The sequence below is a fragment of the Paracoccus sp. M683 genome (genome assembly GCF_007096355.1).
Classification (GTDB): domain Bacteria; phylum Pseudomonadota; class Alphaproteobacteria; order Rhodobacterales; family Rhodobacteraceae; genus Paracoccus.
Genome location: NZ_VKDF01000001.1, coordinates 1 through 24771 on the forward strand (window position 1 = coordinate 1; position 24771 = coordinate 24771).

Annotated in this window: 24 protein-coding genes; 15 read left to right on the forward strand and 9 right to left on the reverse strand. The window is 64.1% G+C overall.

The features are described 5' to 3' along the window. Positions 1-130: GTP-binding protein (locus FNJ84_RS00005; protein WP_255471015.1), on the reverse strand; the 130-nt coding region annotated here is incomplete at its 3' end. 193 nt (positions 131-323) lie between these two features. Here FNJ84_RS00005 and FNJ84_RS00010 point away from each other — a divergent pair. The 4 genes from FNJ84_RS00010 (at position 324) to FNJ84_RS00025 (ending at position 3928) form a co-directional block, all read left to right on the forward strand. After that, positions 324-1313 (forward strand): tellurite resistance TerB family protein, encoded by a 990-nt coding sequence (locus tag FNJ84_RS00010; protein WP_143790871.1) that lies wholly within the window; start codon positions 324-326, stop codon positions 1311-1313. Positions 1314-1427: 114 nt separating this feature from the next. Continuing rightward, the gene (locus FNJ84_RS00015; RefSeq protein WP_143790872.1) at positions 1428-2795 is read left to right on the forward strand and encodes an NAD(P)H-dependent oxidoreductase; all 1368 of its coding nucleotides are present in this window, start codon (positions 1428-1430) and stop codon (positions 2793-2795) included. A 100-nt stretch (positions 2796-2895) separates the two neighbouring features. Further along, on the forward strand, positions 2896-3339 hold the full coding sequence (locus FNJ84_RS00020) for a cytochrome c (RefSeq protein ID WP_185968372.1): 444 nt from the start codon (positions 2896-2898) through the stop codon (positions 3337-3339). Beyond that, positions 3329-3928, forward strand: a complete 600-nt coding sequence (locus FNJ84_RS00025) for a cytochrome b/b6 domain-containing protein (RefSeq protein WP_255470986.1) — start codon at positions 3329-3331, stop codon at positions 3926-3928. Before FNJ84_RS00020 ends, FNJ84_RS00025 begins: the two co-directional genes overlap by 11 nt. A 52-nt stretch (positions 3929-3980) precedes the next feature. Here FNJ84_RS00025 and FNJ84_RS00030 read toward each other — a convergent pair whose 3' ends face one another. From FNJ84_RS00030 to FNJ84_RS00055, 6 genes are all read right to left on the reverse strand, one after another. Beyond that, positions 3981-4403, reverse strand: coding sequence for a PaaI family thioesterase (locus tag FNJ84_RS00030; protein ID WP_143790875.1), 423 nt, complete (start codon positions 4401-4403; stop codon positions 3981-3983). Further along, the gene (gene ruvB, locus FNJ84_RS00035) at positions 4396-5415 is read right to left on the reverse strand and encodes a Holliday junction branch migration DNA helicase RuvB (protein ID WP_143790876.1); all 1020 of its coding nucleotides are present in this window, start codon (positions 5413-5415) and stop codon (positions 4396-4398) included. The genes FNJ84_RS00030 and ruvB overlap by 8 nt, the downstream gene beginning before the upstream one ends. A gap of 7 nt (positions 5416-5422) precedes the next feature. After that, entirely contained in the window at positions 5423-6262 is an 840-nt protein-coding gene (locus FNJ84_RS00040) for a M48 family metalloprotease (protein ID WP_143790877.1), read from the reverse strand. Positions 6263-6266: 4 nt separating this feature from the next. Further along, a complete protein-coding gene (ruvA, locus tag FNJ84_RS00045; RefSeq protein ID WP_143790878.1) occupies positions 6267-6935 on the reverse strand; it encodes a Holliday junction branch migration protein RuvA in 669 nt (222 codons plus the stop codon). Continuing rightward, positions 6932-7420 carry a crossover junction endodeoxyribonuclease RuvC gene (ruvC, locus tag FNJ84_RS00050; protein ID WP_143790879.1) on the reverse strand — a complete coding sequence of 163 codons (489 nt, stop codon included), beginning with the start codon at positions 7418-7420 and terminating at the stop codon, positions 6932-6934. Before ruvC ends, ruvA begins: the two co-directional genes overlap by 4 nt. 230 nt (positions 7421-7650) lie before the next feature. Further along, positions 7651-8805: a Hint domain-containing protein gene (locus tag FNJ84_RS00055; protein WP_143790880.1), complete on the reverse strand. Its 1155-nt coding sequence runs from the start codon at positions 8803-8805 to the stop codon at positions 7651-7653. Between the two features lie 229 nt (positions 8806-9034). Here FNJ84_RS00055 and FNJ84_RS00060 point away from each other — a divergent pair, with 229 nt between their 5' ends. From FNJ84_RS00060 to FNJ84_RS00085, 6 genes are read left to right on the forward strand one after another with little or no spacing between them, the layout of a single operon-like run. Further along, entirely contained in the window at positions 9035-11887 is a 2853-nt protein-coding gene (locus FNJ84_RS00060; protein ID WP_143790881.1) for a monovalent cation/H+ antiporter subunit A, read from the forward strand. Further along, positions 11887-12303 (forward strand): Na+/H+ antiporter subunit C, encoded by a 417-nt coding sequence (locus tag FNJ84_RS00065; RefSeq protein ID WP_143790882.1) that lies wholly within the window; start codon positions 11887-11889, stop codon positions 12301-12303. Before FNJ84_RS00060 ends, FNJ84_RS00065 begins: the two co-directional genes overlap by 1 nt. Continuing rightward, positions 12300-13898 carry a monovalent cation/H+ antiporter subunit D gene (locus FNJ84_RS00070; RefSeq protein WP_143790883.1) on the forward strand — a complete coding sequence of 533 codons (1599 nt, stop codon included), beginning with the start codon at positions 12300-12302 and terminating at the stop codon, positions 13896-13898. The genes FNJ84_RS00065 and FNJ84_RS00070 overlap by 4 nt, the downstream gene beginning before the upstream one ends. Then, the gene (locus FNJ84_RS00075; protein WP_143791451.1) at positions 13898-14389 is read left to right on the forward strand and encodes a Na+/H+ antiporter subunit E; all 492 of its coding nucleotides are present in this window, start codon (positions 13898-13900) and stop codon (positions 14387-14389) included. The genes FNJ84_RS00070 and FNJ84_RS00075 overlap by 1 nt, the downstream gene beginning before the upstream one ends. Continuing rightward, the gene (locus FNJ84_RS00080; protein WP_143790884.1) at positions 14386-14655 is read left to right on the forward strand and encodes a K+/H+ antiporter subunit F; all 270 of its coding nucleotides are present in this window, start codon (positions 14386-14388) and stop codon (positions 14653-14655) included. Before FNJ84_RS00075 ends, FNJ84_RS00080 begins: the two co-directional genes overlap by 4 nt. 13 nt (positions 14656-14668) lie before the next feature. Then, positions 14669-15070, forward strand: a complete 402-nt coding sequence (locus FNJ84_RS00085; RefSeq protein ID WP_143790885.1) for a Na+/H+ antiporter subunit G — start codon at positions 14669-14671, stop codon at positions 15068-15070. Positions 15071-15117: 47 nt separating this feature from the next. On the opposite strand, the gene FNJ84_RS00090 is transcribed toward FNJ84_RS00085, so the two are convergent. Together FNJ84_RS00090 and dnaE are read right to left on the reverse strand one after the other, a co-directional pair. Continuing rightward, positions 15118-16167, reverse strand: coding sequence for a hypothetical protein (locus FNJ84_RS00090; protein WP_143790886.1), 1050 nt, complete (start codon positions 16165-16167; stop codon positions 15118-15120). Positions 16168-16231: 64 nt separating this feature from the next. Next, on the reverse strand, positions 16232-19717 hold the full coding sequence (dnaE, locus tag FNJ84_RS00095) for a DNA polymerase III subunit alpha (RefSeq protein WP_143790887.1): 3486 nt from the start codon (positions 19715-19717) through the stop codon (positions 16232-16234). Positions 19718-19810: 93 nt separating this feature from the next. Between dnaE and FNJ84_RS00100 the strand changes: the two genes are divergently transcribed. The 5 genes from FNJ84_RS00100 to FNJ84_RS00120 are packed head-to-tail and all read left to right on the forward strand — an operon-like array spanning position 19811 to position 24752. Then, a complete protein-coding gene (locus FNJ84_RS00100) occupies positions 19811-21331 on the forward strand; it encodes an ABC transporter ATP-binding protein (RefSeq protein ID WP_255470987.1) in 1521 nt (506 codons plus the stop codon). Beyond that, positions 21328-22404: an ABC transporter permease gene (locus tag FNJ84_RS00105; protein WP_143790888.1), complete on the forward strand. Its 1077-nt coding sequence runs from the start codon at positions 21328-21330 to the stop codon at positions 22402-22404. The genes FNJ84_RS00100 and FNJ84_RS00105 overlap by 4 nt, the downstream gene beginning before the upstream one ends. Then, positions 22401-22760: a hypothetical protein gene (locus tag FNJ84_RS00110; RefSeq protein WP_143790889.1), complete on the forward strand. Its 360-nt coding sequence runs from the start codon at positions 22401-22403 to the stop codon at positions 22758-22760. Before FNJ84_RS00105 ends, FNJ84_RS00110 begins: the two co-directional genes overlap by 4 nt. Further along, positions 22757-23644 (forward strand): ABC transporter permease, encoded by an 888-nt coding sequence (locus FNJ84_RS00115; RefSeq protein WP_143790890.1) that lies wholly within the window; start codon positions 22757-22759, stop codon positions 23642-23644. Before FNJ84_RS00110 ends, FNJ84_RS00115 begins: the two co-directional genes overlap by 4 nt. 28 nt (positions 23645-23672) lie before the next feature. Beyond that, entirely contained in the window at positions 23673-24752 is a 1080-nt protein-coding gene (locus tag FNJ84_RS00120; RefSeq protein ID WP_143790891.1) for a BMP family ABC transporter substrate-binding protein, read from the forward strand. The last annotated feature ends 19 nt before the right edge of the window (positions 24753-24771 follow it).

The window sequence follows — 24771 nt, forward strand, 5'->3', positions numbered from 1 at the left end:
GGTCATAGGCCTTGAATTCGCCGAAATACTTCGTAATCGCAGCCGTCAGCGTCGTCTTGCCATGGTCAACGTGACCAATCGTCCCGATGTTGACATGCGGTTTGTTACGTTCAAACTTTGCCTTTGCCATGAGGGCCTCCTATCGCGGGGTGTTGGCGGTCCGCACCCCGGTTGAAACATCCGCCGCGATGTATAAGCCCATTGGGGAAAAATCAAGGGCAGGAAAGCCAGCCCGCGTGATGGAACCCTGCCCGGCCAGATCGCGTTCAAATTCGGATAGATGCTGCCTGATCAAAAACGGCTGCACAAAGCAGGAGGAAGCGATGAGCTTGATGAAGACCCTCGCCCGCGTGGCGGCCGGTGTGATGCTTGCAAAGGGGATCGGCGCGGTGATGAAAAACGCGCAAGGCGGCGGCACCCGCAGCACCACAACCACCTCAAGCCGGCAGACCGGCGGCGGCATCCTGGGCGATCTGCTGGGTAACAATACCGGCAATTCCGGCGATCGGCGCAGCGGTTCGGGCGGGCTCAGCGATATGCTGGGGCAGGTTCTAGGCGGCGGCAGCGCCGGTGCTGGCAGCGGGCGACGCTATGGCGGGCCGAACTCGACCGGCGCGCAGGGCGGGCTGGGCGGCATTCTGGACAACCTGACCAATCAGGCCCGCAACAGCCGGGGTGGCAGCAGCTCGGCTTCGGGCGGGCTGGGGGGCATTCTGGACCAGCTGACTGGCGGATCCAAGACATCCACCGGCACCAGCCGCAGCGGCACCAGTGGCACCAGCACCGGCGGCGGGCTGGGCGATGTGCTGGGTGCGATCCTGGGTGGCGCGGCCGGCGCGGGTGCTGCCGACGCGCTGTCGCGCAAGGGATCGCAATCCAATAACGACGCCAGCTTTGGCGAGCTGTTCAACGATTCGCTGTCATCGGGCAATGAACCCGAGGTCGCGCCAACGCCCGAACAGAACGCCGTCGCCGGCCTGATGCTGCGCGCGATGATCCAGGCGGCCAAATCCGACGGCAAGATCGACGATGCCGAGAAACAGCGCCTTCTGGGCGAATTGGGCGAGTTGGATGACGACGAACGCCAGTTCATCCGCGAACAGATGGCCATGCCCGTCGACGCGCAGGCGCTGGCGCGCGACGTGCCCTCGGGGCTGGAGGCGCAGGTCTATCTGATGTCGCTGATGGCCATCGACTTTGACAGCCGGGCCGAGGCTGAATACCTGCACGCGCTGGCGCAGGGCCTTGGGCTGAACCAGCAGACGGTGAACCAGATCCATGAACAGGTCGGCGTGCAGAACCTGTACGCCTGAACCTTTCGCAAGACCGCATAGCCAGTGCCGCGCAAGGGAGACCTTGGGCGGCATTTGCATTTCGGTCGCTTTGCCGTGCAATCTGCCCGTGGTTTGGGATGAGGAGGCCCCGGCATGAACCTTTACGCAAAACTGATGGCGCGACAGCAGGCGGGAAACCCTGTGCGGGTGGGGCTGATCGGGGCCGGAAAATTCGGCTCGATGTTTCTGGCGCAGGTGCGGCATGTGCCGGGGATGCATCTGATGGGGCTGGCCGACCTGTCGCCCGACCGCGCGCGTGCCGCCTTGACTGCGACGGGCTGGGATGTCGATGCCGCCATCGCGCCCGATTTCGGCACCGCCCTGCGCGACGGACGGATCTGCGTCGCCGATGACCCCGAGGCGCTGATCCGCGCCGGCGGCATCGAGGTGATCATCGACGCCACCGGCATTCCCGCCGCCGGCATCCGCCATGCGCTGCTGGCGGCCGAACAGGGGCGGCACATGATCATGGTCAATGTCGAGGCCGATGTGCTGGCCGGCCCCTATCTGGCCGAACGGTTCCGCCAGGCCGGGCTGGTCTATTCCATGGCCTATGGCGATCAGCCCGCGCTGGTCTGCGAAATGATTGACTGGGCGCGCACCTGCGGTTTTCGCGTCGTGGCGGCGGGCAAGGGCACGAAATACCTGCCGGCCTATGCCGGCTCGACCCCCGATACGGTTTGGGATCACTATGGGCTGACGCCCGAGCAGGCTGCGACGGGCGGGATGAACCCGCAGATGTTCAACTCATTCCTCGACGGCACCAAATCGGCGCTGGAAATGGCCGCGATCTCGAATGCATCGGGATTGGCGGCGCCGCGGGACGGGTTGGCCTTCCCCCCTGCCGGCACCGACGATCTGGCCGATCTGCTGAAACCGCGCGCCGATGGCGGCGTGCTGGAACGCGCCGGCATGGTCGAGGTCGTATCCAGCCTGAACCGCGACGGATCACCGGTTGCGCGTGATCTGCGGTGGGGGGTCTATGTCACCTTCGAGGCCGGCGATGATTCCGGCGCGGGGGCGGATTACGTGCGGCGCTGTTTTGGCGAATATCAGGTCGCGACGGATCGCAGCGGGCGCTATGCCTCGCTGTATCGTCCCTCGCATCTGATCGGGCTGGAACTGCCGGTCAGCGTGGCCAGCGCCGCGCTGCGCGGCGAGCCGACGGGCGAAACCCGCGATTTCACCGCCGATGTCGTTGCCGTGGCCAAACGCGACCTGCGCGCGGGCGAGATGCTGGACGGCGAGGGCGGCTTTACCGTCTGGGGCCGGCTGATGCAGGCCCAGGATTCGCTGACCAAGGGCGCGCTGCCGATCGGGCTGGCCCATGGGGTCAGGCTGAAGCGCGACGTCGGGGCCGGTGCCGTGCTGGGCTGGGCCGATATCGACGCACCCGATAATCAGGCCGTCAGCATCCGCCGCCAGATGGAACGGCAGTTTGCGGCCATCCGCCCTGAATAATGGTCACATTTCCGGCGGAGGCCAGCTTGCAGTTGATCGAAAGCAAGGCCTTTGCCACACTGCCCCGGACGGCCGAGGGGCCGCCTGTCAGGAGGTTATGATGAAACTGATCCTCGCAGCCGCGATTGCGGCGCTACCCATGCTTGCCCATGCAGACGCAGCCGAAGACGCGCTGGAGGCGCGGCAAGGCTTCATGAAAATGCTGTCGATCAACATGGGCACGCTGTCCGGCATGGCCAAGGGCGACATCGCCTATGATGCCGCTGCGGCCACTCAGGCCGGCGCGAATATCGAGGCGCTCAGCCAGTATTCGTTGCCCGCCCTGTTCATCGAGGGCACATCGGTGGATGATGGTGTCGAAACCGAGGCCTTGCCGGCGATCTGGTCAAACAGCGATGATTTCGCCACCAAATTCGCCGGTCTGCAAGAGGCAGCGGCAGGTGCCGGCGCGGCGGTCGGCGGCGGCCAGGATGCCATCGGCCCCGCGCTGCAACAGCTGGGCGGTGCCTGCAAAGCCTGTCATGACGACTACCGTGAGAAATGAGCCGGGCAGGGCCAGCCAGCCCGAACGTGTAAGGATATGGGACCCGCTTCTGCGCGGGTTCCATTGGCTGCTGGCGGGCCTGGTCGTTGCAAACTGGCTATTGGGCAAGTTCGGCCCCAATGACATGAGCCTGCATTTCGTGCTGGGTTATGCCATTCTGGCCTTGCTGGTCTTTCGGGTGATCTGGGGGTTCATCGGGCCGGAACCGGCGCGGTTTTCCAGCTTTATCCGTGGCCCCGGCGCGATCCGCGACTATCTGCGGCACATGTTCAGCCGCCAGCCAAGCAACTGGCCCGGCCACAACCCGCTTGGCGCCCTGGCGGTGATCGCCATGCTGCTTGCACTGTTCTGGCAGGTCGGCACCGGGCTGATCTCGGACCCCGAGGACTTCATCAATGTGGGGCCGCTGGCCGGCGCTGTGGGCAGCGACATCGCAACCAAGGCACCCGGCTGGCACGAGGCCGGCAGCAATGTCATACTGTTGCTGGTGCTGCTGCATATCGGGGTAATCCTGTTCTATCGCATCTGGAAGAACGAAGATCTGATCCGCCCGATGCTCAACGGTTGGAAATGGGTGCGGCGGCGCTGATGCGGCCGCACCAGACCTGCCGGACCTGATCCGCCGGCGGCTGACCGGATGGTCACACCGGGATCATCGTCCCCTGCATCATGGCGACATGTTTGCGGCTGCCATCCTTTTCGGCCCAGACATCGGCGGCGACCACCATGATCCGACGGCCGGCGCGGATCACGCGGCCCTCGGCCACCAGCCTGTCGCCAATGGCGGGTGACATCAGGTTCAGTTTCATCTCGACCGTCATCACCTCGGCATCCGCGGGCATCAGCGTCAGCGCCGCGAAACCGGCCGCCGAATCGCCAATGCTGAAGGCCAACCCGGCATGGCCCGCGCCCTGTTGCTGCAAGGATGTCGGCAGGATCGGTGCGACAATCGTGGTCTGCCCGGCGGCAATCCGGGTCATCTGCGCGCCAAGGGTCTGCATCATCGTCTGGCGATCAAAGCTGTCTTGCACCTTGGCGGCGATTTCCGGTGAGAGGTCAGTCATCAAACAGATCCGTTCTTGGGGCATCAAGGCCAAGGTGCCGCCAGGCGCGTGGGGCCAGTTGTCTGCCGCGCGGGGTGCGCGCGATCAGGCCCTGTTGCAGCAGATAGGGCTCGATCACCTCTTCGATGGCATCGCGGCTTTCCGACAGCGCAGCCGACAGGGTCTCAACCCCCACAGGGCCGCCGCCGTAATGTTCCGCCATCAGCATCAGATAGCGCCGGTCGGCCCCGTCCAGCCCCAGATCGTCGACGCCAAGCCGGGTCAGCGCGTTATCGGCGATCGCGCGGGTCAGGCGGCCATCACCCTCGACCAGCGCAAAGTCTATCACCCGGCGCAGCAGCCGCCCGGCGATGCGCGGCGTGCCCCTTGCGCGGCGGGCAATTTCCATCGTGCCTTCGGGTTCGGCCTCGATCCCCAGCTTGCTGGCACCCCGGCGGACGATCAGGTCCAGTTCGGGGATCTCATAGAATTGCAGCCGCGTCGGAATACCAAAGCGATCGCGCAGCGGTGTGGTCAAAAGGCCAAGCCGCGTGGTTGCGCCGACCAGCGTAAACGGCTGCAATTCGATCCTTACGGTGCGGGCGGCGGGGCCTTCACCGATCACCAGATCAAGCTCGAAATCCTCCATCGCCGGATAAAGGATCTCTTCGACCGCCGGGTTCATGCGGTGAATTTCGTCGATGAACAGCACGTCACGGGCTTCCAGATTGGTCAGGATTGCGGCCAGATCGCCCGCCCGCGCCAGAACCGGCCCCGAGGTCATGCGGAAATTGACCCCAAGCTCGCGCGCCATGATCTGCGCCAGCGTGGTCTTGCCCAGACCGGGAGGGCCGTGAAACAGCGTGTGATCCATCGCCTGCCCGCGCATTCGGGCACTGTCGATAAAGACGCGCAGATTGGCCCGCGCCTCGGCCTGACCCACGAAATCGGTCAGCACCTGTGGGCGCAGGGCGCGGTCCTCGGTCTCGCCATCCAGTCGTTCGGGGCGCAGGGTCGGGTCGGGCTGGCTCATCCCCCTCTCACCGTCCACGGGCCATCGCCTGCAACCGCGCGATGCGTTCTTCGGTCGGCGGGTGGGTCGCGAACAACCGATCAGCACGCAGCGCATGCAGCGGGTTGATGATGAACATCGCAGCCGAGGCCGGGTTGCGTTCGGCGGGCATATTGACGGTGCGGCCCGCCAATTGGGCTATACGGGCCAGCGCATTCGCCAGCGCAAGCGGCTGGCCGCTGATCAAAGCGCCGTCCCGGTCAGCCTCGTATTCGCGGGCGCGAGAGATCGCCATCTGCACAAGACCAGCGGCCAGCGGCGCGATGACCATGGCAAGAACCGCGCCAAGTCCACCGCCCCGGTCACTGCGCCCGCCGCTGAACAGCAGCATATTGCCCATCATCGCAATCGCGCCCGCCAGCGTCGCCGTTACCGTCATGGTCAGCGTGTCACGGTTCTTGATATGGGCAAGCTCATGCGCGATCACGCCGGCCAGTTCATCGCGCGGCATATTGGCCAGCAGCCCCTGCGTCACCGCCACGGCCGAGTTTTCGGGGTTGCGCCCGGTGGCGAAAGCGTTGGGCTGTTCGGTCTGCAAGACATAGACAGCCGGCATGGGCAGATCCGCCCGCTGCGCGAGGGCGGCGACCATATCGACCAGTTCGGGGGCTGACTGGCTGTCGACCTGAATGGCATTCTGCTGGCGCAAAACGGCCTTGTCGCTGTTCCACCAGGCCCAGACATTCGTGGCCCCGGCAAAAACCAGCGCGATGATCGCGCCGCCCTGCCCGCCCAGCATCCAGCCCAGCCCCATCAGCAGGGCTGTCATTGCAGCCATCAGGATGAATGTGCGTGCGTTGCCGGCCATGACCCTATCCTTTCGGCGCCAGTTTCTTCAGCGATGCCCGGATCAACGCCGTCGTGGTGGCCTCGGGTTCCTCGGTCTGGGCCTGCGCCACGGCCATTGCCGCCTCGGAGGCGCCATAGCCCAGGTTCGACAGCGCCGACAATGCCTCGGCCGCAGCTTGCGCGGTTACGGCTGCACGAGGGCGCGNGGGCGCGGCAGGTGTGTCGGCCTCGATGGCCGGCACACCTGCACCTTCGGCCTCGACCGTCAGATCGCCACCAATGGCCATGATGGCGGGGGCCTTGTCCTTCAGTTCCAGCACCACGCGCTGCGCCAGTTTAGGGCCGACGCCCTGCGCCTTGCGCACCGTGGACCAATCGCCAAGCGCGATCGCGCGGGCCAGCCCCTCGGGTCCAAGCGTGCCCAGAATGGCCAGCGAGACCTTGGCGCCAACCCCCTGCACACCCGTCAGCAACCGGTGCCATTCCTTTTCCAGCATGGTGGGAAAGCCGAACAGTTGCAGCAGATCCTCGCGCACCAGCAGATCAGTATACAGCGCCGTTGCCTGCCCGGCCGGCGGCAGGGCCGCCGCCGTGCGTTCGCTGACATGGACGATATAGCCGACCCCGCGCACGTCGATCAGCACATGATCGCGGGCGCGGTGCAGGATCACCCCGGCGATGCGGCCGATCATGCGACCACCCGGATATTGCGGCCCTGCAAATGGCGGGCGTGACAGATCGCGATGGCCAGCGCATCCGCCGCATCGGCGCCGTCGAAGTGGACGCCAGGCAATTGCATGCGCACCATATGCTGCACCTGTTCCTTTGCCGCGTGCCCCACGCCGACCACGGTTTTCTTGACCGCGTTCGGGGCGTATTCGCCAACCGAAAGCCCAGCCTCGGCCGGCGCCAGAAGCGCGATCCCACGCGCCTGCCCCAGTTTCAGCGTGCCGGCCGCATCCTTGTTCACAAAAGTCTGCTCAACCGCCGCTGCGTCAGGCGCATGTTCGGCGATGACCGCCCGCAGCCCCCGATACAGGGCCAGAAGCCTGACACCCAGTTCACCCGTTTCTGACCGAATGACACCGTTGGCGACATGGCGCAGACGCGGCCCATCGACGAAAATCACCCCCCAGCCCATGTTCCGCAAACCAGGGTCAATGCCCAGAACCCGCATCTCTGCCCTCTTTTTTCCTTTTTCAAAGGGTTAGCACGAAACGCGAACATCGCCTAGAGCCTTTGTCCGCAAAGCTTGCGCCATTCACCAGGACGAGGAAAGCGCCTTGCCGGCCCGGTCATCCCCGATCGCAAACCGGACAAGGCCCGTGCGTCACGCCACATTACAATGAAAAAAGCCAGGGCCGCGAAAAACGACCCTGGCTTTCATGGATTGCGAAAAGAAGCCAATCAGTTGCGCTGCAAGGCGACCCGGTTCTGGCGATGCCGCATGGCCAGCTTGCGCCCCATCCGGCCCGAGGCCAGCGGTCGTGCCGCAGCCGGCCGTTCATCCCCCTGCAATTCGGGGAAAATTGCGAACAGCTCGTCGCGCGCCGCCTGGCCAACCGACCGCAGCGCCTGTTCGCCGGCATAAAGCGATTCCGTCTCGGCGCCGTTGGAGAAAACCACCTCATGCTCGTCGAACATGACGTGATGATAGGTGACACCGCCCTCGGCCGCGTCCACGTCGATCCCTTCCAGCATCACCAGTTGCTTGGCGGCAACCAGAACCTCGTCCGTGCCGAACATGCGCTGCGCGATGCGCGACCGGACCAGAACGCGGTGCTGAGGCGAAACCATCAGATCCTGCTCGGGCGTCGTCTGGGCCAGCGCGCCCGCAGAAATGCGGATCGGGCGCAGGCGGGTTTCAGCATCCAGCTCGGCGGCGCTGAAGTGGCGCGAACCGACCCAGCGGATCGGCCGGGCGCCGTGGTCGCGAGTCAGCACCAGATCGCCGACCTTCAGCCCCTCGACCGGCACCTCGCCGTCGGGGGTGCGGATCATCGTGCCCGCCGCGAAACAGGGCACCGTGACGATGTCCTCAATGTACTCGCGATTGTAGTACATCCCGCTCGCGTCATTGTCATGGACGCCGGTAATCCGAATCCCCTGAATCGGGGCATTTTCCAGCAACAGGGCGTCGGCCGACCAGATACTGGGGGGCGCGGCCCATGTGTTGCCGGCCGTGTCCTGAAACACGTTCAAATGCCCGGTCGCCGTGGTGCCGTCAGCATAGGTGACGACGACATTGTATTGGACAAGCGCATCAAAGGTGTGCTGGACGGTATTGCCGTTCGCATCAGTGATATAGAAGGTATCGTTACCCCGGGAGTTATCCTGGTTATAGGAGAGGTTGGCCGCCGACGAGCCACCGCCGTCATTGCTGCTATAGCTGCCAGGACTGAAGGTCTGAACGCTGGCATTGGTGAACGAGGTGAAGTTCCGGTTCACCAGTTGGCCGGCATTCTCGGCATCGAAATCAGGGCGGGTTCGCGTCCCCTCCACCGGGTCGATAATCGGGAGATTTCCCAGATAGATAACCTTGAACGTATCACTGGTAGGCATTTCAAATTCCTTTCAGACGCAGATAAACTTCGTCGACGCGGGCAAACCGCAAACAAGTGAATAGGTCATATAACCAATCCACGATTCGCCGCAAGAATTATCATGGTAAACAAGGGCCAGTACCGAATGACGGCACAGCCCAGAGGTTGCTTGACTCCCACAAACTATGCCCGCAAGAGATGGGTTAACAACAAAAATAACGTCACGAGCGAACGGGGAAGACGATCTGATGTCGCCAGCTCTTATTGCCTTGCTGCCCTTTTTCGGCGCGCTGTTGCCTGGATTGCTGATCCGATCCGGGCGCAACGTGGCGGCGATCAGTTGCGGAACCGCAACACTGGTCGCTTTTATCGGATTGCTGCTGCATATCCCGGCCATCATGCGCGGCGAGGTCATCACGACCAGCTTTTCCTGGCTGCCTCAGATCGGGCTTGCCGCCAGCTTCCGCGTCGACGGGCTGGGGCTGCTGTTTGGCACGCTGATCCTGGGGATCGGGCTGCTGATCATCACCTATGCGCGCTTCTACCTGTCGCGGCACGATCCGATCGGCAAGTTCTATACCTATCTGATGCTGTTCCAAGGCGCGATGATGGGCATCGTACTGTCGGACAACATCCTGCTTTTGCTTGTGTTCTGGGAGTTGACATCGCTGTCCTCCTTCCTGCTGATCGGCTATTGGCGGCATCTGCCCGAGGGGCGGCAGGGCGCGCGCATGGCGCTGACCGTGACCGGGGCTGGCGGCATGGCGATGATCGCGGGCATGCTGATTCTGGGCAATATCGCCGGCAGCTATGAGATCAGTGACATCCTGCTGGCCAAGGACGCCATTCAGGCCAGCCCGCTGTATTTCCCGGCGCTGATCCTGATTCTGTTGGGCGCATTCACCAAATCGGCGCAATTCCCGTTCCATTTCTGGCTGCCGCACGCCATGGCCGCGCCGACGCCGGTTTCGGCCTACCTGCATAGCGCCACGATGGTGAAGGCCGGGCTGTTCCTGATGGCGCGGCTGTGGCCGGTGCTGTCTGGCACGCCGGAATGGTTCTGGATCGTCTCGACCGCAGGCCTGGTGACCATGCTGATCGGCGCCTTCATCGCGCTGTTCAAGGACGATCTGAAGGCCCTGCTGGCCTTTTCAACCGTCAGCCATCTGGGTCTGATCACGATGCTGCTGGGCTTTGGCACGCCCGAGGCCGCCATCGCGGCGGTGTTTCACATCATCAACCACGCGACCTTCAAGGCCGCGCTGTTCATGACCGCAGGCATCGTCGATCACGAAACGCATACGCGCTCGATCCAGCGACTTGGAGGCCTGCGCAGGCTGATGCCGATCACCTTCGCCATCGGCACCATCGCGGCGCTGTCCATGGCGGGCATTCCGCCGCTGAACGGCTTCCTGTCAAAGGAAATGATGCTGTACGAGACCAGCCATCTGGAACAGGCGCGGCAGGTCTTTATGGTGGTCGCGACGATGGCGGCGCTGTTCTCGGTCGCCTATTCGTTCCGCTTCATCGTGCATGTTTTCCTTGGGCCGGTGCGCGACGATTATCCGCACAAGCCACATGATCCGGGCCTGGGCATGTGGATCGGGCCGGCATTCCTGGTGTCGCTGGTCATTCTGATCGGGCTGTTTCCGAACACCATGGCGGGGTGGCTGGTCGATGCCTCGGCCAGCGCGGTGACGGGCGAGGCGCAGCAATCAAATATCTACCTGTGGCACGGCGTGAACGCGGCGCTGATCATGTCGATGATCGCCATCGCCGGCGGTGCGATCCTGCTGACGGTCTATCCGGCGATCTATGCGCTGTGGCAGGCAGGCCCCCACCCCGAGGCCAAGGCCATGTTCCACGCCGTCATCCGCTGGACGGTGCGCGGCGCGCGCGAACTGACCAATGGCATCACTGACGGGACCATGTCGCGCGCGCTGGCTGCGTTCACGATGACGGCCGTTGCCTGCGGCGCGCTGGCCTGGTCGACGGGAAGCATCGGCCCGTTCGCACGACCGATGCTGCCGATTGAACTGGTGCCAGCAGTCGGCTGGATCATGATGATGGTGGCCACGGGCTGCATGGTGGCGTTCCACCGCTATCGCCTGCTGGCGCTGGTGCTGGTGGCGATCGTCGGGCTGATCGTGTCGGTCGGCTTTGCCTATTTCTCGGCGCCCGATCTGGCGCTGACCCAGATCTCGGTCGAGATCGTCACGGTCATTCTGCTGCTGCTGGCGCTGAACTATCTGCCCAAGCGCACCGCCGTCGAATCGACCGATCGACGGCGCGGCACCGATGCCTTCATCGCCACACTGGCCGGGGTCGGCTTTGGCGCGCTGTCCTATGCGATGATGCGAGGCGGTTTCGCCTTCGAGACGATCTCGGGCTATATGCTGGAATACAGCTACAAGAAGGGCGGAGGCGACAATGTCGTCAACGTCATTCTGGTCGACTTCCGTGGTTATGATACCTTCGGCGAGATTACCGTTCTGGGCATCGCCGCGCTGGTCATCTTTGCCCTGACGGAAACGCTGTTGCAGGGCAAATCCTCGCGCCGGTTGCGCAACTGGGTGCGCGATTACCGCCGCGCCGGCGATCGCCATCCGCTGATGCTGGTGGTGGCGACGCGGATGCTGCTGCCCATTTCGCTGGTCGTGGGCGTCTTTATCTTCCTGCGGGGCCATAATGAACCGGGCGGCGGCTTCATCGCCGGCCTGGTCGTCGCCATCGCGTTCCTGATGCAATACATGGCCTCGGGCTATGCCTGGGCGCAGGACCGTCAGCGCATTCCCTATCACGCCATGATCGGCGTGGGCGTGGTGGCGGCGGCGGCGACCGGCCTTGGCGCCTGGTTCAACAACCGGCCATTCCTGACCTCGGATTACGGCTATTTCAAACTGCCCCTGCTGGAAGAGTTCGAACTGGCCACCGCCATGGGCTTTGACCTTGGCGTGTTCCTGTGCGTGCTGGGGGCGGTGATGCTGGCGCTGAACTCGCTGTCGCGGATCTCGCGGCATGCGGGGGGCACGGTGAATCTGGAGCCGATGGACAATATTGACCCCGAGGGCCTTCGACCCCGGCAAGAGGAGGCGCAGTAATGGAAATGCTTGTCGCATCCGCAATCGGCGCGATGACCACCGCAGGGGTCTATCTGATCCTGCGCCGGCGCAGCTTTTCGGTCGTGCTGGGCATGACCATGCTGACCTATGCCATCAATGCCTTCCTGTTCGTGTCCGGCCGGTTGGTGGTGAACCAGCCGCCGATCCTGCGCGACCACAGCGGCGACATCAGCGGCTATACCGACCCGCTGCCGCAGGCGCTGGTGCTGACCGCCATCGTCATCTCGTTCGGGATGACGGCCGTGGTGGTGATGATGGCGCTTGGCGCCTTTATCGAGGGGGGCGACGATTATATCGACATGCCCGAGGATGACCGCCGCATGCCGCCGCTGCATCTGGTCGACACCACGGACGAGCCGGCCCCGGCCGAGACGGAAAAAGGTAGCCAAGCATGAACCACTGGATTATCGCCCCGGTTCTGCTGCCTGCCCTGTTTGGCGCGCTGATCATCCTGTGGATGCGGCACGATCTGCTGTTGCAGCGGACTTTCGGCATCATCGGGTCGCTGTGCCTGCTGGGAGTGGCGCTGTATCTGAACATCCTTGCCGCCAGCGGCGAGGTCTATGTCTATCGCCTTGGCAATTGGGCGGCGCCCTTCGGCATCGTGCTGATGTTGGACCGGCTGTCCGCGATGATGCTGCTGCTGGCCGGTTTCCTGGCGCTGGTGGTCCAGCTTTACGCCTTCGGCTCGGGCTGGGATCGCAAGGGCTGGCACTTCCATGCGCTGTGGATGTTTCAGATGATGGGGCTGAACGGCGCCTTCCTGACCGGCGACGCCTTCAACCTGTTCGTCTTTTTCGAGGTGCTGCTGATCGCCAGCTATGGCCTGATGATCCATGGCGGGGGCCCGATGCGGCTGCGCGCGGGCGTGCAGTATATCAGCTATAACCTTGCCGGCTCGACCCTGTTTCTTGCGGCACTCGGGGCGATCTATGCCTCGACCGGCACGCTGAACATGGCCGATCTGGCGGTGCGCGTGGCGGCGATGCCGGCCGATGACACCGCCCTTCTGCGCGTGGGCGCGGTGCTGCTGCTGATCGTCTTTGCGGTCAAGGCGGCGCTGGTGCCGCTGCATTTCTGGCTGCCCTCGACCTATGCCAACGCGCCGGGGCCGTCCTCGGCACTGTTCGCGATCATGTCCAAGGTCGGCATCTATGCGATCATCCGCTTTTTCACGCTGGTCTTTCCGCAGGACACGGTGATCGAGACCATCGCCACCGACCTGCTGCTGCCGGCCGCGCTGGTGACGCTGCTGCTGGGGCAGCTGGGGGTTCTGGGCACGCGCAGCCTGACGCGGATGGCGGCCTATGCGGCCATCGGTTCGATCGGCACGCTGACCATCGCGGTCGCCCGCTTTGACGAGCCGGGGCTTACGGCGGCGATGTATTACCTGATCCATTCGACGCTGGCGGCGGGCGCGCTGTTTCTGGTGGTCGACATGATCGGGGCGCGGCGCGGCGGCGATATCTGGCTGCGCCAACGCCCGGCCATCGCCAATACCGGTCTTGTATCGGCGCTGTTCTTTGCCACCGCCATCGCGGTCGTCGGCCTGCCGCCGCTGTCTGGCTTCGTGGGCAAGCTGCTGATCATGCAGGCCACGATGGCCGATCCCTGGATGCCGCTGATCTGGACGGTGATCCTTGCCACCTCGGTGGTGGCGCTGGTGGGCTTTGGCCGCGCCGGATCGGTCATCTTCTGGAAATCGCACGAGTTGGACCCCGAACCGGGCAATGACAGCGACGAGGGCCCGCGCCCGAAAAAAGGGCCGATCCCGACCAAGCTGGAAACCGACGAAGCAATTCAGGACGTGGCTGATTCTGCCTCGCCGGCACTGGCCTTTGCCTCGGTGGGCGTGCTGCTGAGCGCCCTGGCGCTGCTCAGCATATTTGCGGGACCGGTGACCAGCTATCTGGCGGATACATCCGCGCAGCTGCATGATCCGAACAGCTATCTGCAACCGGTGCTGCATATGCAGGAGGACACGAAATGATCTTCCGCCGCCTGTTCCCTCATCCGTTGCTGTCGATCCTGCTGATCCTGGTCTGGATGATGCTGGTCAACCGCTTTGCCTGGGGGTCGCTGGTCTTTGCCGTGCTGCTGTCGATCGTGGTTCCGGCGCTGATCGCGCCCTATTGGCCCGACCGGCCACGCATCCGCCGGCCGATCAAGTTTCTGGTCTATGCGGCAATGGTGGTCTGGGACATCATCGTCGCCAATATCCAGGTGGCCCGGATCGTGCTGTTCAAACGCAATCGCGACCTGAAGCCCGCATGGATCAATGTGCCGCTGGAACTGACCGCCCCCGAGGCGATCGCCGTCCTTGGCGGCACCATCACCCTGACCCCCGGCACCGTCACCTGCGACATGTCCGAGGAAGGTGGCGCGCTGCTGGTCCATTGCCTGCACGCCCCCGATCCCGATGCGGTGCGCGACGAGATCAAGACCCGCTACGAGGCCCGGCTGAAGGAGATCTTCGAATGATCGAATATGCCCTGAATTTCGCCTTTGCCTGTTTCGGCCTTGCGCAGTTGTTCTGCCTGTATCGCGTGGTCATTGCGCCGGGCGTCAGCGACCGGGTGCTGGCGCTGGACACGATGACGATCAACATGATCGCGCTGCTGACGCTGTTTGGCATCCTGCACGGCACTGCCATGTATTTCGAGGCCACGCTTCTGTTCGCCATGGTCGGCTTTGTCTCGACCGTATCCTATGCGAAATTCATCCTGCGCGGCGACGTGATCGAGTAAGAGGACCGGAAGAATGGAACAATTCGCGGAAATCCTGATTGCGGCGCTGATCGTCATCGGCGGCACCTTCGGGCTGATCGGATCCTATGGGCTGGTCAAGCTGCCCGATCCGATGACGCGACTGCATGCGCCGACCAAGGCCGCCACGGTGGGCGTGGGATCGGTGCTTGTGGCGTCGATTCTGTGGTTTGCGATCTATGGCGAACATGACAGCTGGCACGAGCTGCTGATCATCCTGTTCATCTTTCTGACCGCGCCAATCACCGGGCTGATGATCGCCAAGTCCCATATCCACCGCAGCTGGCGATGGAACGAACTGCCCACGCCTGCGCCCGATGACAACTGGGCGACCTGTGCTCCCGACCGCGAGGCCGGGACCGCCGCGAAAAGCGAGGATCAGGGTCAGCCGGGCTAAGACCTGTCAGCCCGGCTGGTGCCGTCGCCTGATGCTGTCGCGCCGGATCAGGCGGCCCGCAGCCGTTCGACGGCCGCGCGTTCATCACCGAAGGCCATACCGCTTTTCAACAGACGCTCCAGCTGGGCGATCAACTCGGGGCTCAGCGTTTTCAGCCGCGCGATCCGCACATCGCTGAGCAGGTTGACATAGGCGACGGCCACATCGTCGCTGTCGGTCGGATGGGCGCTTTCCAGCCGGTCAAAGATCGCCCGCAGGCGCCGGACATTGTCGCCCTGTTCGACGCAGAATTGCGCCAGCGCCTTTTCGTTCAGGCTGAAGGTCATGCCCCAGCCCCCCCAACGGAACCTGTTCACCACGAATTCGCCGTCATGCTTGGCGTATTCCAGGAAGCCATGGGCCACCTTGAAGCCGACCTTGCTGCTGGTCAGGTCCATGCGCAGATCCAGGAAGCTGACCCCGTCAAAGGTAAAGGCGTTGTTCACCCGCGAAATGCCCGGAGGCCAGTAACGGCAGGGCGAACCAAAGCTGTTGACCTGCATCCCCGCAATCGCCGGCAGGCCCTTGGCCAGAGCCACCGCCGTCAATGCGTTCGAGGTGATCAGATTGCCCTGGCTGTGGCAGTAGATCTCCACCGCCGTGCCGGTGCCGCCCTGCCCCACCAGCAGCGCATACAACGCATGGGCCGCTTTGTTCCCGGCGATCAGGCTGCCGACGAAATCGGTCTTGTTCAGCGCCGGATTGGCCGCCTTGGCCGCGCGATAGGCGGTGTCGACGACCGCAAACCAGCCCTCGAAGGACATCATGGCCTGGCTTTGAACCGCGCTCAGCGTGACCTTGTCCTTGATGCACTGGCCCAGATCAGCCCATTTGCCATTGGTCTTGTTATAGACCCCCAGCACGCTGGCCCCCATCATCAGCGACAGCTCGTAGCAGCTGGTGGCGTGATTCTTGGGGGTGTTGTCCATGCCGTTCACAAAGATGATCCGGCGATTGGCGTTGAACCAGCCCTTGTCGCGAACCTCGGGCGAGACATAGCGCGTCACATCGCCATCACCCGCGGGTTCCCCGCCTACCCTGATTGTCGGAGCCTGCATAACATCCCTCGTTAAAAATGATCACCTACGGCACGCTAATCCAGCGCGAGCGGACGAGAAAGCCCTATTCCTCGATCACGTCCAGCACCCCCGGCACCGCACGCAGCGCCTGCCGCGCCGGGGTGTTCACGGGCGCATCCTGCGCCACCTCGATCTGGACAAGCCGGGGGCCATCCTTGATCCGCAGCCGGATCGTACCCCGCGCCCGCGAGCCGGCCTTGATCTCGTCCTGGATCCGGGCCAGCGTCTCGGCCACGCGGATCGCGGCATCGGGTTCGACCAATTCGACCAGCAGGCTGCCCGCCCCGGCATCGGCCACCGCATCTTCCAGCCGCGTCACCGAACCGGCCAGCATCTTCACCTGATCGCCAGACGGCTCGACCTTGACCTGCAAGACGACATTCTCGCCCGGTTCCAGCAGGTCGCGCGCGCTGGTCAGCAGATCGGAAAAGACCGTCACCTCATAGAGGCCCGTCGGATCGGACAGGCTGACGAATGCGAAGGGTGTGCCCTTGGCCGATTTGCGTTCCTGCCGCGCGGCGACCGTGCCCGCGATCATTGCCACCATCGCCCCGCCATCGGCCTCGGCGGTGATCTCGGCCAGCGTCTGCACCTTCTTGCGGCGCAGCGCCGTCAGATAATCGTCCAGCGGATGCCCCGACAGATAAAAGCCGATGGCCTTGTGTTCCTCGCCCAGCTTTTCGGTGGGCAACCAGACCGAGGCCATGGGCGGACGCGGCGGCGGCAGATCCTCGCCCCCGCCAAACAGCGAGGATTGCGTTGACGCCGCCTGTTCCTGCACCGCCGCCGACCATGCAACCAGCCCGTCCAGCGACTTCAACACCCGCGCGCGGTTGCCATCCAGCAGATCGAACGCGCCAGCACGGGCCAGCATCTCCAGCGCGCGCTTGCCCACCCGGCGCATGTCGACGCGGCGGGCGAAATCGTTCAGGTCGCGGAACGGCTGATCACCCCCATCCGGCGTCACCCGCGCCTCGTGGATCAGCCGCATCGCGTCCACGCCCACGCCCTTCAGCGCGCCAAGAGCATAGTGGATGCGCCCGTCCTGCACGGTGAATTTCGGCGCCGAGCGGTTGACGCAGGGCGGCACGATCTCGATCCCCATCCGGTCGACCTCGCGCTTGTAGACGGCCAGCTTGTCGGTCAGGTGGATATCGCAGTTCATCACCGCCGCCATGAACTCGACCGGGTGATTGGCCTTCAGCCAGGCGGTCTGATAGCTGACCACGGCATAGGCCGCCGCGTGGGATTTGTTGAAACCGTAATTCGCGAATTTCTCCAACAGGTCGAAAACCTCGCCCGCCTTCTTGGAATCGACCCCGTTCGCGACCGAGCCGTCGACGAATTTCGGCCGTTCCTTGGCCATTTCCTCGGCGATCTTCTTGCCCATGGCGCGGCGCAGCAGGTCTGCGCCGCCAAGGCTATAGCCCGCCATTTCCTGCGCGATCTGCATCACCTGTTCCTGATAGACGATGATGCCCTGCGTCTCGGCAAGGATGTGGTCGATGCTGGGATGCAGCGATTCCAGATCGCGCGCGCCGTTCTTTACCTCGCAATAGGTCGGGATATTCTCCATCGGGCCGGGACGATACAGCGCCACCAAGGCCACGATATCCTCGATGCAGGTGGGCCGCATCCGGCGCAGCGCGTCCATCATGCCCGAACTTTCCACCTGGAACACGGCGACCGTCCGGGCGCTGGCAAACAGGTCATAGCTGGCCTTGTCATCCAGCGGGATGGCGTTGATCTGGTTCAACGCACCCTCGGGCGGCTGATACAATTCGCGCCCATCGGCAGCGACATGCAGTGGCCGGCCGCCACCGTTGATCAGATCGACGGCGTTCTGAATGACCGTCAGCGTCTTCAGCCCCAGAAAGTCGAACTTCACCAGCCCGGCCTGTTCGACCCATTTCATGTTGAATTGCGTGGCCGGCATGTCGGAACCCGGATCGCGATACAGCGGCACCAGCCGATCCAGCGGCCTGTCGCCAATCACCACGCCCGCGGCATGGGTGGATGCGTTGCGATACAGCCCCTCCAACTGCTCGGCGTAATCCAGCAGCCGTTTGACCACCTCTTCCCGCGCAGCCTCGCGCAGGCGCGGTTCCTCGGCGCGGGCCTTGGTTACGCTGACGGGCTTTACCCCTTCGACCGGGATCATCTTGGACAGCCGGTCCACCTGCCCGAACGGCATCTGCAAGACCCGGCCCACATCGCGCACGGCAGCCTTGGACAGCAGCGCGCCAAAGGTGATGATCTGGCCCACCTTGTCGGCGCCGTATTTCTCTTGCACATAGCGGATCACCTCTTCCCGGCGATCCATGCAGAAGTCGATGTCGAAATCCGGCATGCTGACCCGTTCCGGGTTCAGGAAGCGTTCGAACAGCAGGCTGTAACGCAAAGGGTCAAGATCGGTGATGGTCAGCGCATAAGCGACCAGCGACCCGGCCCCCGACCCCCTGCCCGGACCCACCGGAATATCGTGATCCTTGGCCCATTTGATGAAATCGGCCACGATCAGGAAATAGCCGGGAAAGCCCATCTGCTCGATGATGCCCAGTTCGAAATCCAGCCGCGCCTCGTAATCCTCGACGCTGACGGCATGGGGGATCACCTTCAGCCGCGCGGCCAGCCCCTCTTTCGCCTGACGGCGCAGTTCCTCGACCTCGTCATCGGCAAAGATGGGCAGAATGGGTTTGTGCCGGGACACTGCAAAGGCACAGCGCCGGGCGATTTCCACGGTATTCTCCAGCGCCTCGGGCAGGTCGGCGAAGAGAACGGCCATTTCCTCGGCCGATTTGAAATAATGCTGCGGCGTCAGCCGGCGGCGGGGCTGCACCTGATCGACATAGGCCTTTTCGGCGATGCAGATCAGCGCGTCATGGGCCTCGTACATGTCGGGCTTGGGGAAATAGACGTCATTCGTGGCCACCAGCGGCAGCGCCTTGTCATAGGCCAGACGGATCAGCCCGGCCTCACTGGCCGCCTCGGCAGCCATCAACTGATCGTTCTGCGCGGGATGGCGCTGCAATTCGATGTAAAGCCGCGTCGGGAAAGCCTCGGCCAGGCGGTCGGCCAGAACCTCGGCATCGGCCTGCTTTCCCTGCGCGATCAACTGACCAAGCGGGCCGGTCGCCCCGCCAGTCAGCAGGATCAGCCCGTCGGCATGGGCGCATAATTCGTCCAGCGTCACATGCGGCAGGCTGCCATCCTTGCGCATATACAGCGCGGTATTCAGCGCCATCAGGTTCAGCCAGCCCGCCTGATTCTGCGCCAGCGCGACAACGGGGCCGGTGGCCGCCGCAGCCAGTGTCAGCTGGCACCCGATGATCGGCTGCACCCCCGCATCCATCGCCTTGACGCTGAATTCCAGCGCCGCGAACATCGCATTCGTGTCGGTCAGCGCCACGGCGGGCATTCCTGCCCCTGCCGCAAGTTTCGCCAGCTTGGCCACGGGAATCGCACCTTCCAGCAGCGAATGCTCGGAATGCGTGCGCAGGTGAATGAATCGGGGTGATTTATCGGGCATGGCGCGACACTATCCCCGACCTGCCAAACTGTGCAATTGCCTGAACACGGAATTCCGCGCTATGCAGATAGGGATTTGACCAAGGGGACAAATTTGAACGAGCAGGTGGTCTTTCAGGCAGAGGGAATCGGCAAGTCCTATCCGGGCGTCCGCGCCAATGACGATGTGTCCTTTGCTGTAACCAGAGGCGAGATTCACGCGCTGCTGGGCGAGAATGGCGCGGGCAAATCCACCCTGGTCAAGATGATCTATGGCCTGGTGCGGCCCGATCAGGGGCACATGACGCTGCTGGGGGAAACGCATCAGCCAAGCGATCCGCGCGCCGCCCGTGCCGCCGGCGTGGCGATGGTGTTCCAGCATTTTTCCCTGTTCGACGCGCTGAGCGTGGCCGAAAACATCGCCCTCGGCATGGAGAACCCGCCCGCAAGGCGCGAATTGTCGGCACGCATCGCGCAGGTCAGCAATGAATACGGCCTGCCCCTGAACCCGGCGCGCCGGATCGCCACCCTGTCCGCAGGCGAGCGCCAGCGGGTCGAGATCATTCGTTGCCTGTTGCAGAATCCGCGCCTGCTGATCATGGACGAACCCACCAGCGTTCTGACCCCGCAAGAGGCCGAATTGCTGTTCACCACGCTGCGCAAGCTGGCCGATCAGGGCACGGCGATCCTGTATATCAGTCACAAGCTGGAAGAGATCCGCACCCATTGCGACCGCGCCACGATCCTGCGGGCTGGCCGCGTCGTGGACAGTTGCGATCCCCGCGCCCTGTCCGCACGCGAACTGGCGGCGATGATGGTCGGCGGCGAGATGCGCGATATCGACCGTTCGGGCCGGATTGCGGGCGAGGTTCTGCTGCATGCGGAAAATATTTCCATTTCTGCGGCAACGGCCGAAGGGACGGCACTGAAAAACATAACCTTCTCGGTCCGTTCTGGCGAGATCCTTGGAATCGGCGGGGTGGCCGGAAACGGGCAAGAGGAATTGCTTTCCGTCCTGTCGGGCGAAACCCGAAGCCCTGCCGGGTCGGTGACACTGGAGGGGCGCGACCTGTCTCAGGCCCGGCCCGAGGCGCGGCGCATGGCCGGGCTGCTGGCCGCCCCCGAGGATCGTCTTGGCCACGCGGCGGTGCCCGATTTCAGCCTGACCGACAACGCGCTGCTGACCGCCTCGGGGCGCAAGTCGCTGGTCCGCAACGGACTGATCGACCGCGCTGCCGCGCGCGGTTATGCCGAACAGGTAATCAGGGATTTCGACGTGCGCACCCCCGGCCCCGGAACGGCGGCCCGCGCGCTGTCGGGCGGCAATCTGCAAAAATTCGTCATCGGACGCGAGGTACTGCAAGCCCCGCGCGTGCTGGTGGTGAACCAGCCAACCTGGGGCGTTGATGCGGGCGCCGCCGCCGCCGTGCGGCAATCGCTGCTGGACCTTGCGCGGGCTGGCGCGGGGGTGATCGTCATCAGTCAGGATCTGGATGAATTGATGGAGCTTTCCGACCGTTTCTGCGCCCTGAACGAAGGCCGCCTGTCCGATCCGCGCCCCACCGAAAGCCTGACCCTGGACGAGATCGGGCTGATGCTGGGCGGTGCGCATGGCATGGCCGAGGCACAGATATGATCCGGCTGGTTCCCCGGTCCGAGGCCGCGCCCCTTTGGCAGATCGCCACGCCGATCCTTGCGGTTCTGGCGACGATGATCACCGGCGGCATTCTGTTCGCGATCATGGGCTATGATCCGGTGGCCGCAATCCGCACGATTTTCTGGGATCCGCTGTTCGGTCAGGCCTCGGCCTATTCGCGGCCGCAATTGCTGGTCAAGGCCGCGCCGCTGATCCTGATCGCCTCGGGGCTGGCGGTGGGCTTTCGCGCCGGCATCTGGAACATCGGGGCCGAGGGGCAATATATCATCGGCGGCATCTGCGGTGCTGCGGTTGCGCTGGCAGCCTATCCCGGCGAACATTGGTGGCTGTTTCCGGCCATGGTCGCCGCCGGCGCCCTGGGCGGTTGGGCCTGGGGCATGATCCCGGCCATGCTGCGCAACTGGGCCGGCGCCTCGGAAATTCTGGTCTCGCTGATGCTGGTCTATGTGGCGCAAAAGGTCGCCGCGTGGATGGCCTTTGGCCCGATGAAAAACCCCGAAGGCTTCGGCTTTCCAGGCTCTCGCAACCTGCAACAATATCCCTCGGCCTCGAACCCGGAACTGATCGCGGGCACGGGCGCGCATTGGGGCGTGGTCGCGGCAGCGCTGGCGGTGCTGGCCATCTGGGTGCTGATGAGCCGCCATATCCGGGGCCTGCATATCCGCGCCTCGGGCCTTGCCCCGCGCGCGGCCCGTTTCGCCGGCGTCCGGCCCGAAACGCTGGTCGCCTTCTGCCTTGGCCTGTCCGGCTCGCTGGCCGGCATGGCGGGTCTGTTCGAGGTGGCAGGCCCGGCCGGCCAGATCACTGAAAGTTTCGGATCGGGCTATGGCTTTACCGCGATCATCGTGGCCTTTCTGGGGCGGCTGAACCCGCTTGGCATCCTACTGGCCGGACTGCTCTTGGCGCTGACCTATATCGGGGGAGAGTTGGCACAGCTGACGATGCAGCTTCCCGCTGCGACCGTTCAGGTTTTTCAGGGGATGCTGCTGTTCTTCCTGCTGGGATTTGATCTGCTGACGCGGTTCCGCGTGGAACGGAGGGTCGCGGCATGACGGGCGACACCCAGCCAAACGCACGATCCGCGGCCCTTTTCGCCGCCATCGGGCTGGCCATGGGCGCGATCATCGGCTGGCTGGCGGCGAACAGCTGGCTTGGTATCGGCTTTCTGGTGATCCTTGCGCTGCTGGTGATCGGCACCATGGCCGAGCTGGACGTTCTGGCCGACATCGGCGTTGCGATTTCCGAACCTGTCTGGAAAACGATCGCCCGCGCGGGCGAGAAATGGGCCGGTGTCGATCCCGATCAGCCGGTTCCGGGCGCGCTGCGGGCAATCTTTGCGCTTGGCTTCGCTGCCAGCCTGATCGCGACACTGATGATCGAACTTCCGTTCTTGAGGGCGCTGGCATGATCGACCTGTCCACATTCCTGCCGATCCTGATGGCGGCCTCGACCCCGATCCTGTTTGCCGCCCTTGGCGAGATGGTCACCGAACGCACGGGCGTGCTGAACCTTGGCGTCGAAGGGATGATGATCGTCGGCGCCCTGGCCGGCTTTGCAATGGCGGTGGCGACGGGCAGCCCGGTACTGGGCTTTGTCGCGGCGGCGGTGGCGGGGGCGGCCGTGTCGATGGTATTCGCGCTGCTGACGCAATATCTGCTGGCCAATCAGGTCGCGTCGGGTCTGGCGCTGACGCTGTTCGGGCTGGGTCTGGCGGCGCTGTTCGGCAAGACCTATGAAGGGGTCAAGGCGCCGGCCATGGCGTCCGGCCCATTGGGGCTGAACTGGGTGATCTGGCTGGGCCTGCTGGCCGTGCCGGTGATCTGGTGGTTCCTGAACCGCACCCGCCCCGGCCTGATCCTGCGTGGCGTCGGTGAAAACCACGATGCCGCGCATGGTCTGGGCCATCCTGTGCGCCGCGTCCGCATCATGGCCATCGCCTTTGGCGGTGCCATGGCGGGGATCGGCGGCGCCTTCATCTCTATCGCCATCGTGCTGCAATGGACGGAAGGCATGACCGCCGGTGCCGGCTGGATCGCGCTGGCCATCGTGGTGTTCTCGAACTGGACCGCGCCGGGCGTTCTGGCCGGCGCCTGGCTGTTCGGCGGCGTCACCGCCTTGCAATTGCAGCTTCAGGCCGGCGGGGCGAATGTGCCCGTGCAACTGTTGTCCATGGCCCCTTATCTTGCCACGATCCTGGTTCTCGTGGTGATATCGGCGCTGCAAAAATACAGCCGCCGCGCAGGGCTGGGCGCGCCCGGATCGCTTGGCCAGAATTTTCACGCACTGCGCTGAGACGCAGACCCAACAGGAGAAAGAGACGATGAACCGCAGAGAACTTATCGCCAGTGTCGCCGCAATCGCGACGGTTTCGCTGGCATCGCCGGTCTGGGCGCAGGACGAACCGCTGAAGGTCGGCTTTATCTATGTCGGCCCGGTGGGCGATGGCGGCTGGACCTATCAGCACGATCTGGGCCGCCAGGCGATCGAGGCTGAATTCGGCGACCGCGTCGAAACCACCTTCATCGAAAGCGTTCCCGAAGGTGCCGATGCCGAACGCGCCCTGACCCAGCTGGCGCTGGCCGGCAACAAGCTGATCTTTGCGACCAGCTTTGGCTTCATGGATGCAACGGTCAACGTCGCCGCGAAATTCCCCGACATCAAGTTCGAACACGCCACCGGCTACAAACGCAGCGAGAACCTTTCGACCTATGACGCGCGTTTCTATGAAGGCCGCGCCGTCATGGGCACCATTGCCGGGCGGATGACCACGTCGAACAAGATCGGCTATATCGGCAGCTTCCCCATCCCCGAGGTGATTCAGGGCATCAATTCCAGCTTCATCCACGCCCGCAAGGTGAACCCCGATGTCGATATGCGGGTGGTCTGGGCCTATAGCTGGTTCGACCCCGCGAAAGAGGCCGATGCCGCCGCCGCCCTGATCGCCGAAGGCGTGGACGTGATCCTTCAGCACACCGATTCGACCGCGCCGCTGGCCAAGGCACAGGAAGCCGGCGCCATCGGCTTTGGTCAGGCCAGCGACATGGCCAATTTCAAGCCCTCGCCGCGTGTCTCCTCGATCATCGACAACTGGGCGCCCTATTATATCGAACGTGTGGGCGCGGTTCTGGATGGCACCTGGGAATCCAAGGGCACCTGGGCCGGGATCGGCGATGGCGAGGTCGAGATCGGCGAGATCACCGATGCCGTCCCCGCCGAGGTCAAGGCCGAGGCCGAGGCCCTGCGCGACCAGATCGGATCGGGCGCCTATCATCCCTTCACCGGACCGCTGAAAAAGCAGGATGGCAGCGACTGGCTGGCCGAGGGTCAGGTGGCCACGGATGAGGAACTGTCGGGGATGAACTTCTTCGTCGAGGGCATCACCGCCCAGATCCCGAAATAAGCCCGCCCCCAAAGACCAC

Excerpts from the sequence above, each read along its gene's own strand:
- FNJ84_RS00020 (WP_185968372.1), top strand. The coding sequence starts at position 2,896 with ATGAAACTGATCCTCGCAGCCGCGATTGCGGCGCTACCCATGCTTGCC.
- dnaE (WP_143790887.1), bottom strand. The coding sequence starts at position 19,717 with ATGCCCGATAAATCACCCCGATTCATTCACCTGCGCACGCATTCCGAG.
- FNJ84_RS00110 (WP_143790889.1), top strand. The coding sequence starts at position 22,401 with ATGACGGGCGACACCCAGCCAAACGCACGATCCGCGGCCCTTTTCGCC.
- FNJ84_RS00010 (WP_143790871.1), top strand. The coding sequence starts at position 324 with ATGAGCTTGATGAAGACCCTCGCCCGCGTGGCGGCCGGTGTGATGCTT.
- ruvC (WP_143790879.1), bottom strand. The coding sequence starts at position 7,420 with ATGCGGGTTCTGGGCATTGACCCTGGTTTGCGGAACATGGGCTGGGGG.
- FNJ84_RS00015 (WP_143790872.1), top strand. The coding sequence starts at position 1,428 with ATGAACCTTTACGCAAAACTGATGGCGCGACAGCAGGCGGGAAACCCT.
- ruvB (WP_143790876.1), bottom strand. The coding sequence starts at position 5,415 with ATGAGCCAGCCCGACCCGACCCTGCGCCCCGAACGACTGGATGGCGAG.
- FNJ84_RS00120 (WP_143790891.1), top strand. The coding sequence starts at position 23,673 with ATGAACCGCAGAGAACTTATCGCCAGTGTCGCCGCAATCGCGACGGTT.
- FNJ84_RS00065 (WP_143790882.1), top strand. The coding sequence starts at position 11,887 with ATGGAAATGCTTGTCGCATCCGCAATCGGCGCGATGACCACCGCAGGG.
- FNJ84_RS00080 (WP_143790884.1), top strand. The coding sequence starts at position 14,386 with ATGATCGAATATGCCCTGAATTTCGCCTTTGCCTGTTTCGGCCTTGCG.
- FNJ84_RS00055 (WP_143790880.1), bottom strand. The coding sequence starts at position 8,805 with ATGCCTACCAGTGATACGTTCAAGGTTATCTATCTGGGAAATCTCCCG.
- FNJ84_RS00115 (WP_143790890.1), top strand. The coding sequence starts at position 22,757 with ATGATCGACCTGTCCACATTCCTGCCGATCCTGATGGCGGCCTCGACC.
- FNJ84_RS00040 (WP_143790877.1), bottom strand. The coding sequence starts at position 6,262 with ATGGCCGGCAACGCACGCACATTCATCCTGATGGCTGCAATGACAGCC.
- FNJ84_RS00070 (WP_143790883.1), top strand. The coding sequence starts at position 12,300 with ATGAACCACTGGATTATCGCCCCGGTTCTGCTGCCTGCCCTGTTTGGC.
- FNJ84_RS00060 (WP_143790881.1), top strand. The coding sequence starts at position 9,035 with ATGTCGCCAGCTCTTATTGCCTTGCTGCCCTTTTTCGGCGCGCTGTTG.
- FNJ84_RS00090 (WP_143790886.1), bottom strand. The coding sequence starts at position 16,167 with ATGCAGGCTCCGACAATCAGGGTAGGCGGGGAACCCGCGGGTGATGGC.
- FNJ84_RS00030 (WP_143790875.1), bottom strand. The coding sequence starts at position 4,403 with ATGACTGACCTCTCACCGGAAATCGCCGCCAAGGTGCAAGACAGCTTT.
- FNJ84_RS00105 (WP_143790888.1), top strand. The coding sequence starts at position 21,328 with ATGATCCGGCTGGTTCCCCGGTCCGAGGCCGCGCCCCTTTGGCAGATC.
- FNJ84_RS00085 (WP_143790885.1), top strand. The coding sequence starts at position 14,669 with ATGGAACAATTCGCGGAAATCCTGATTGCGGCGCTGATCGTCATCGGC.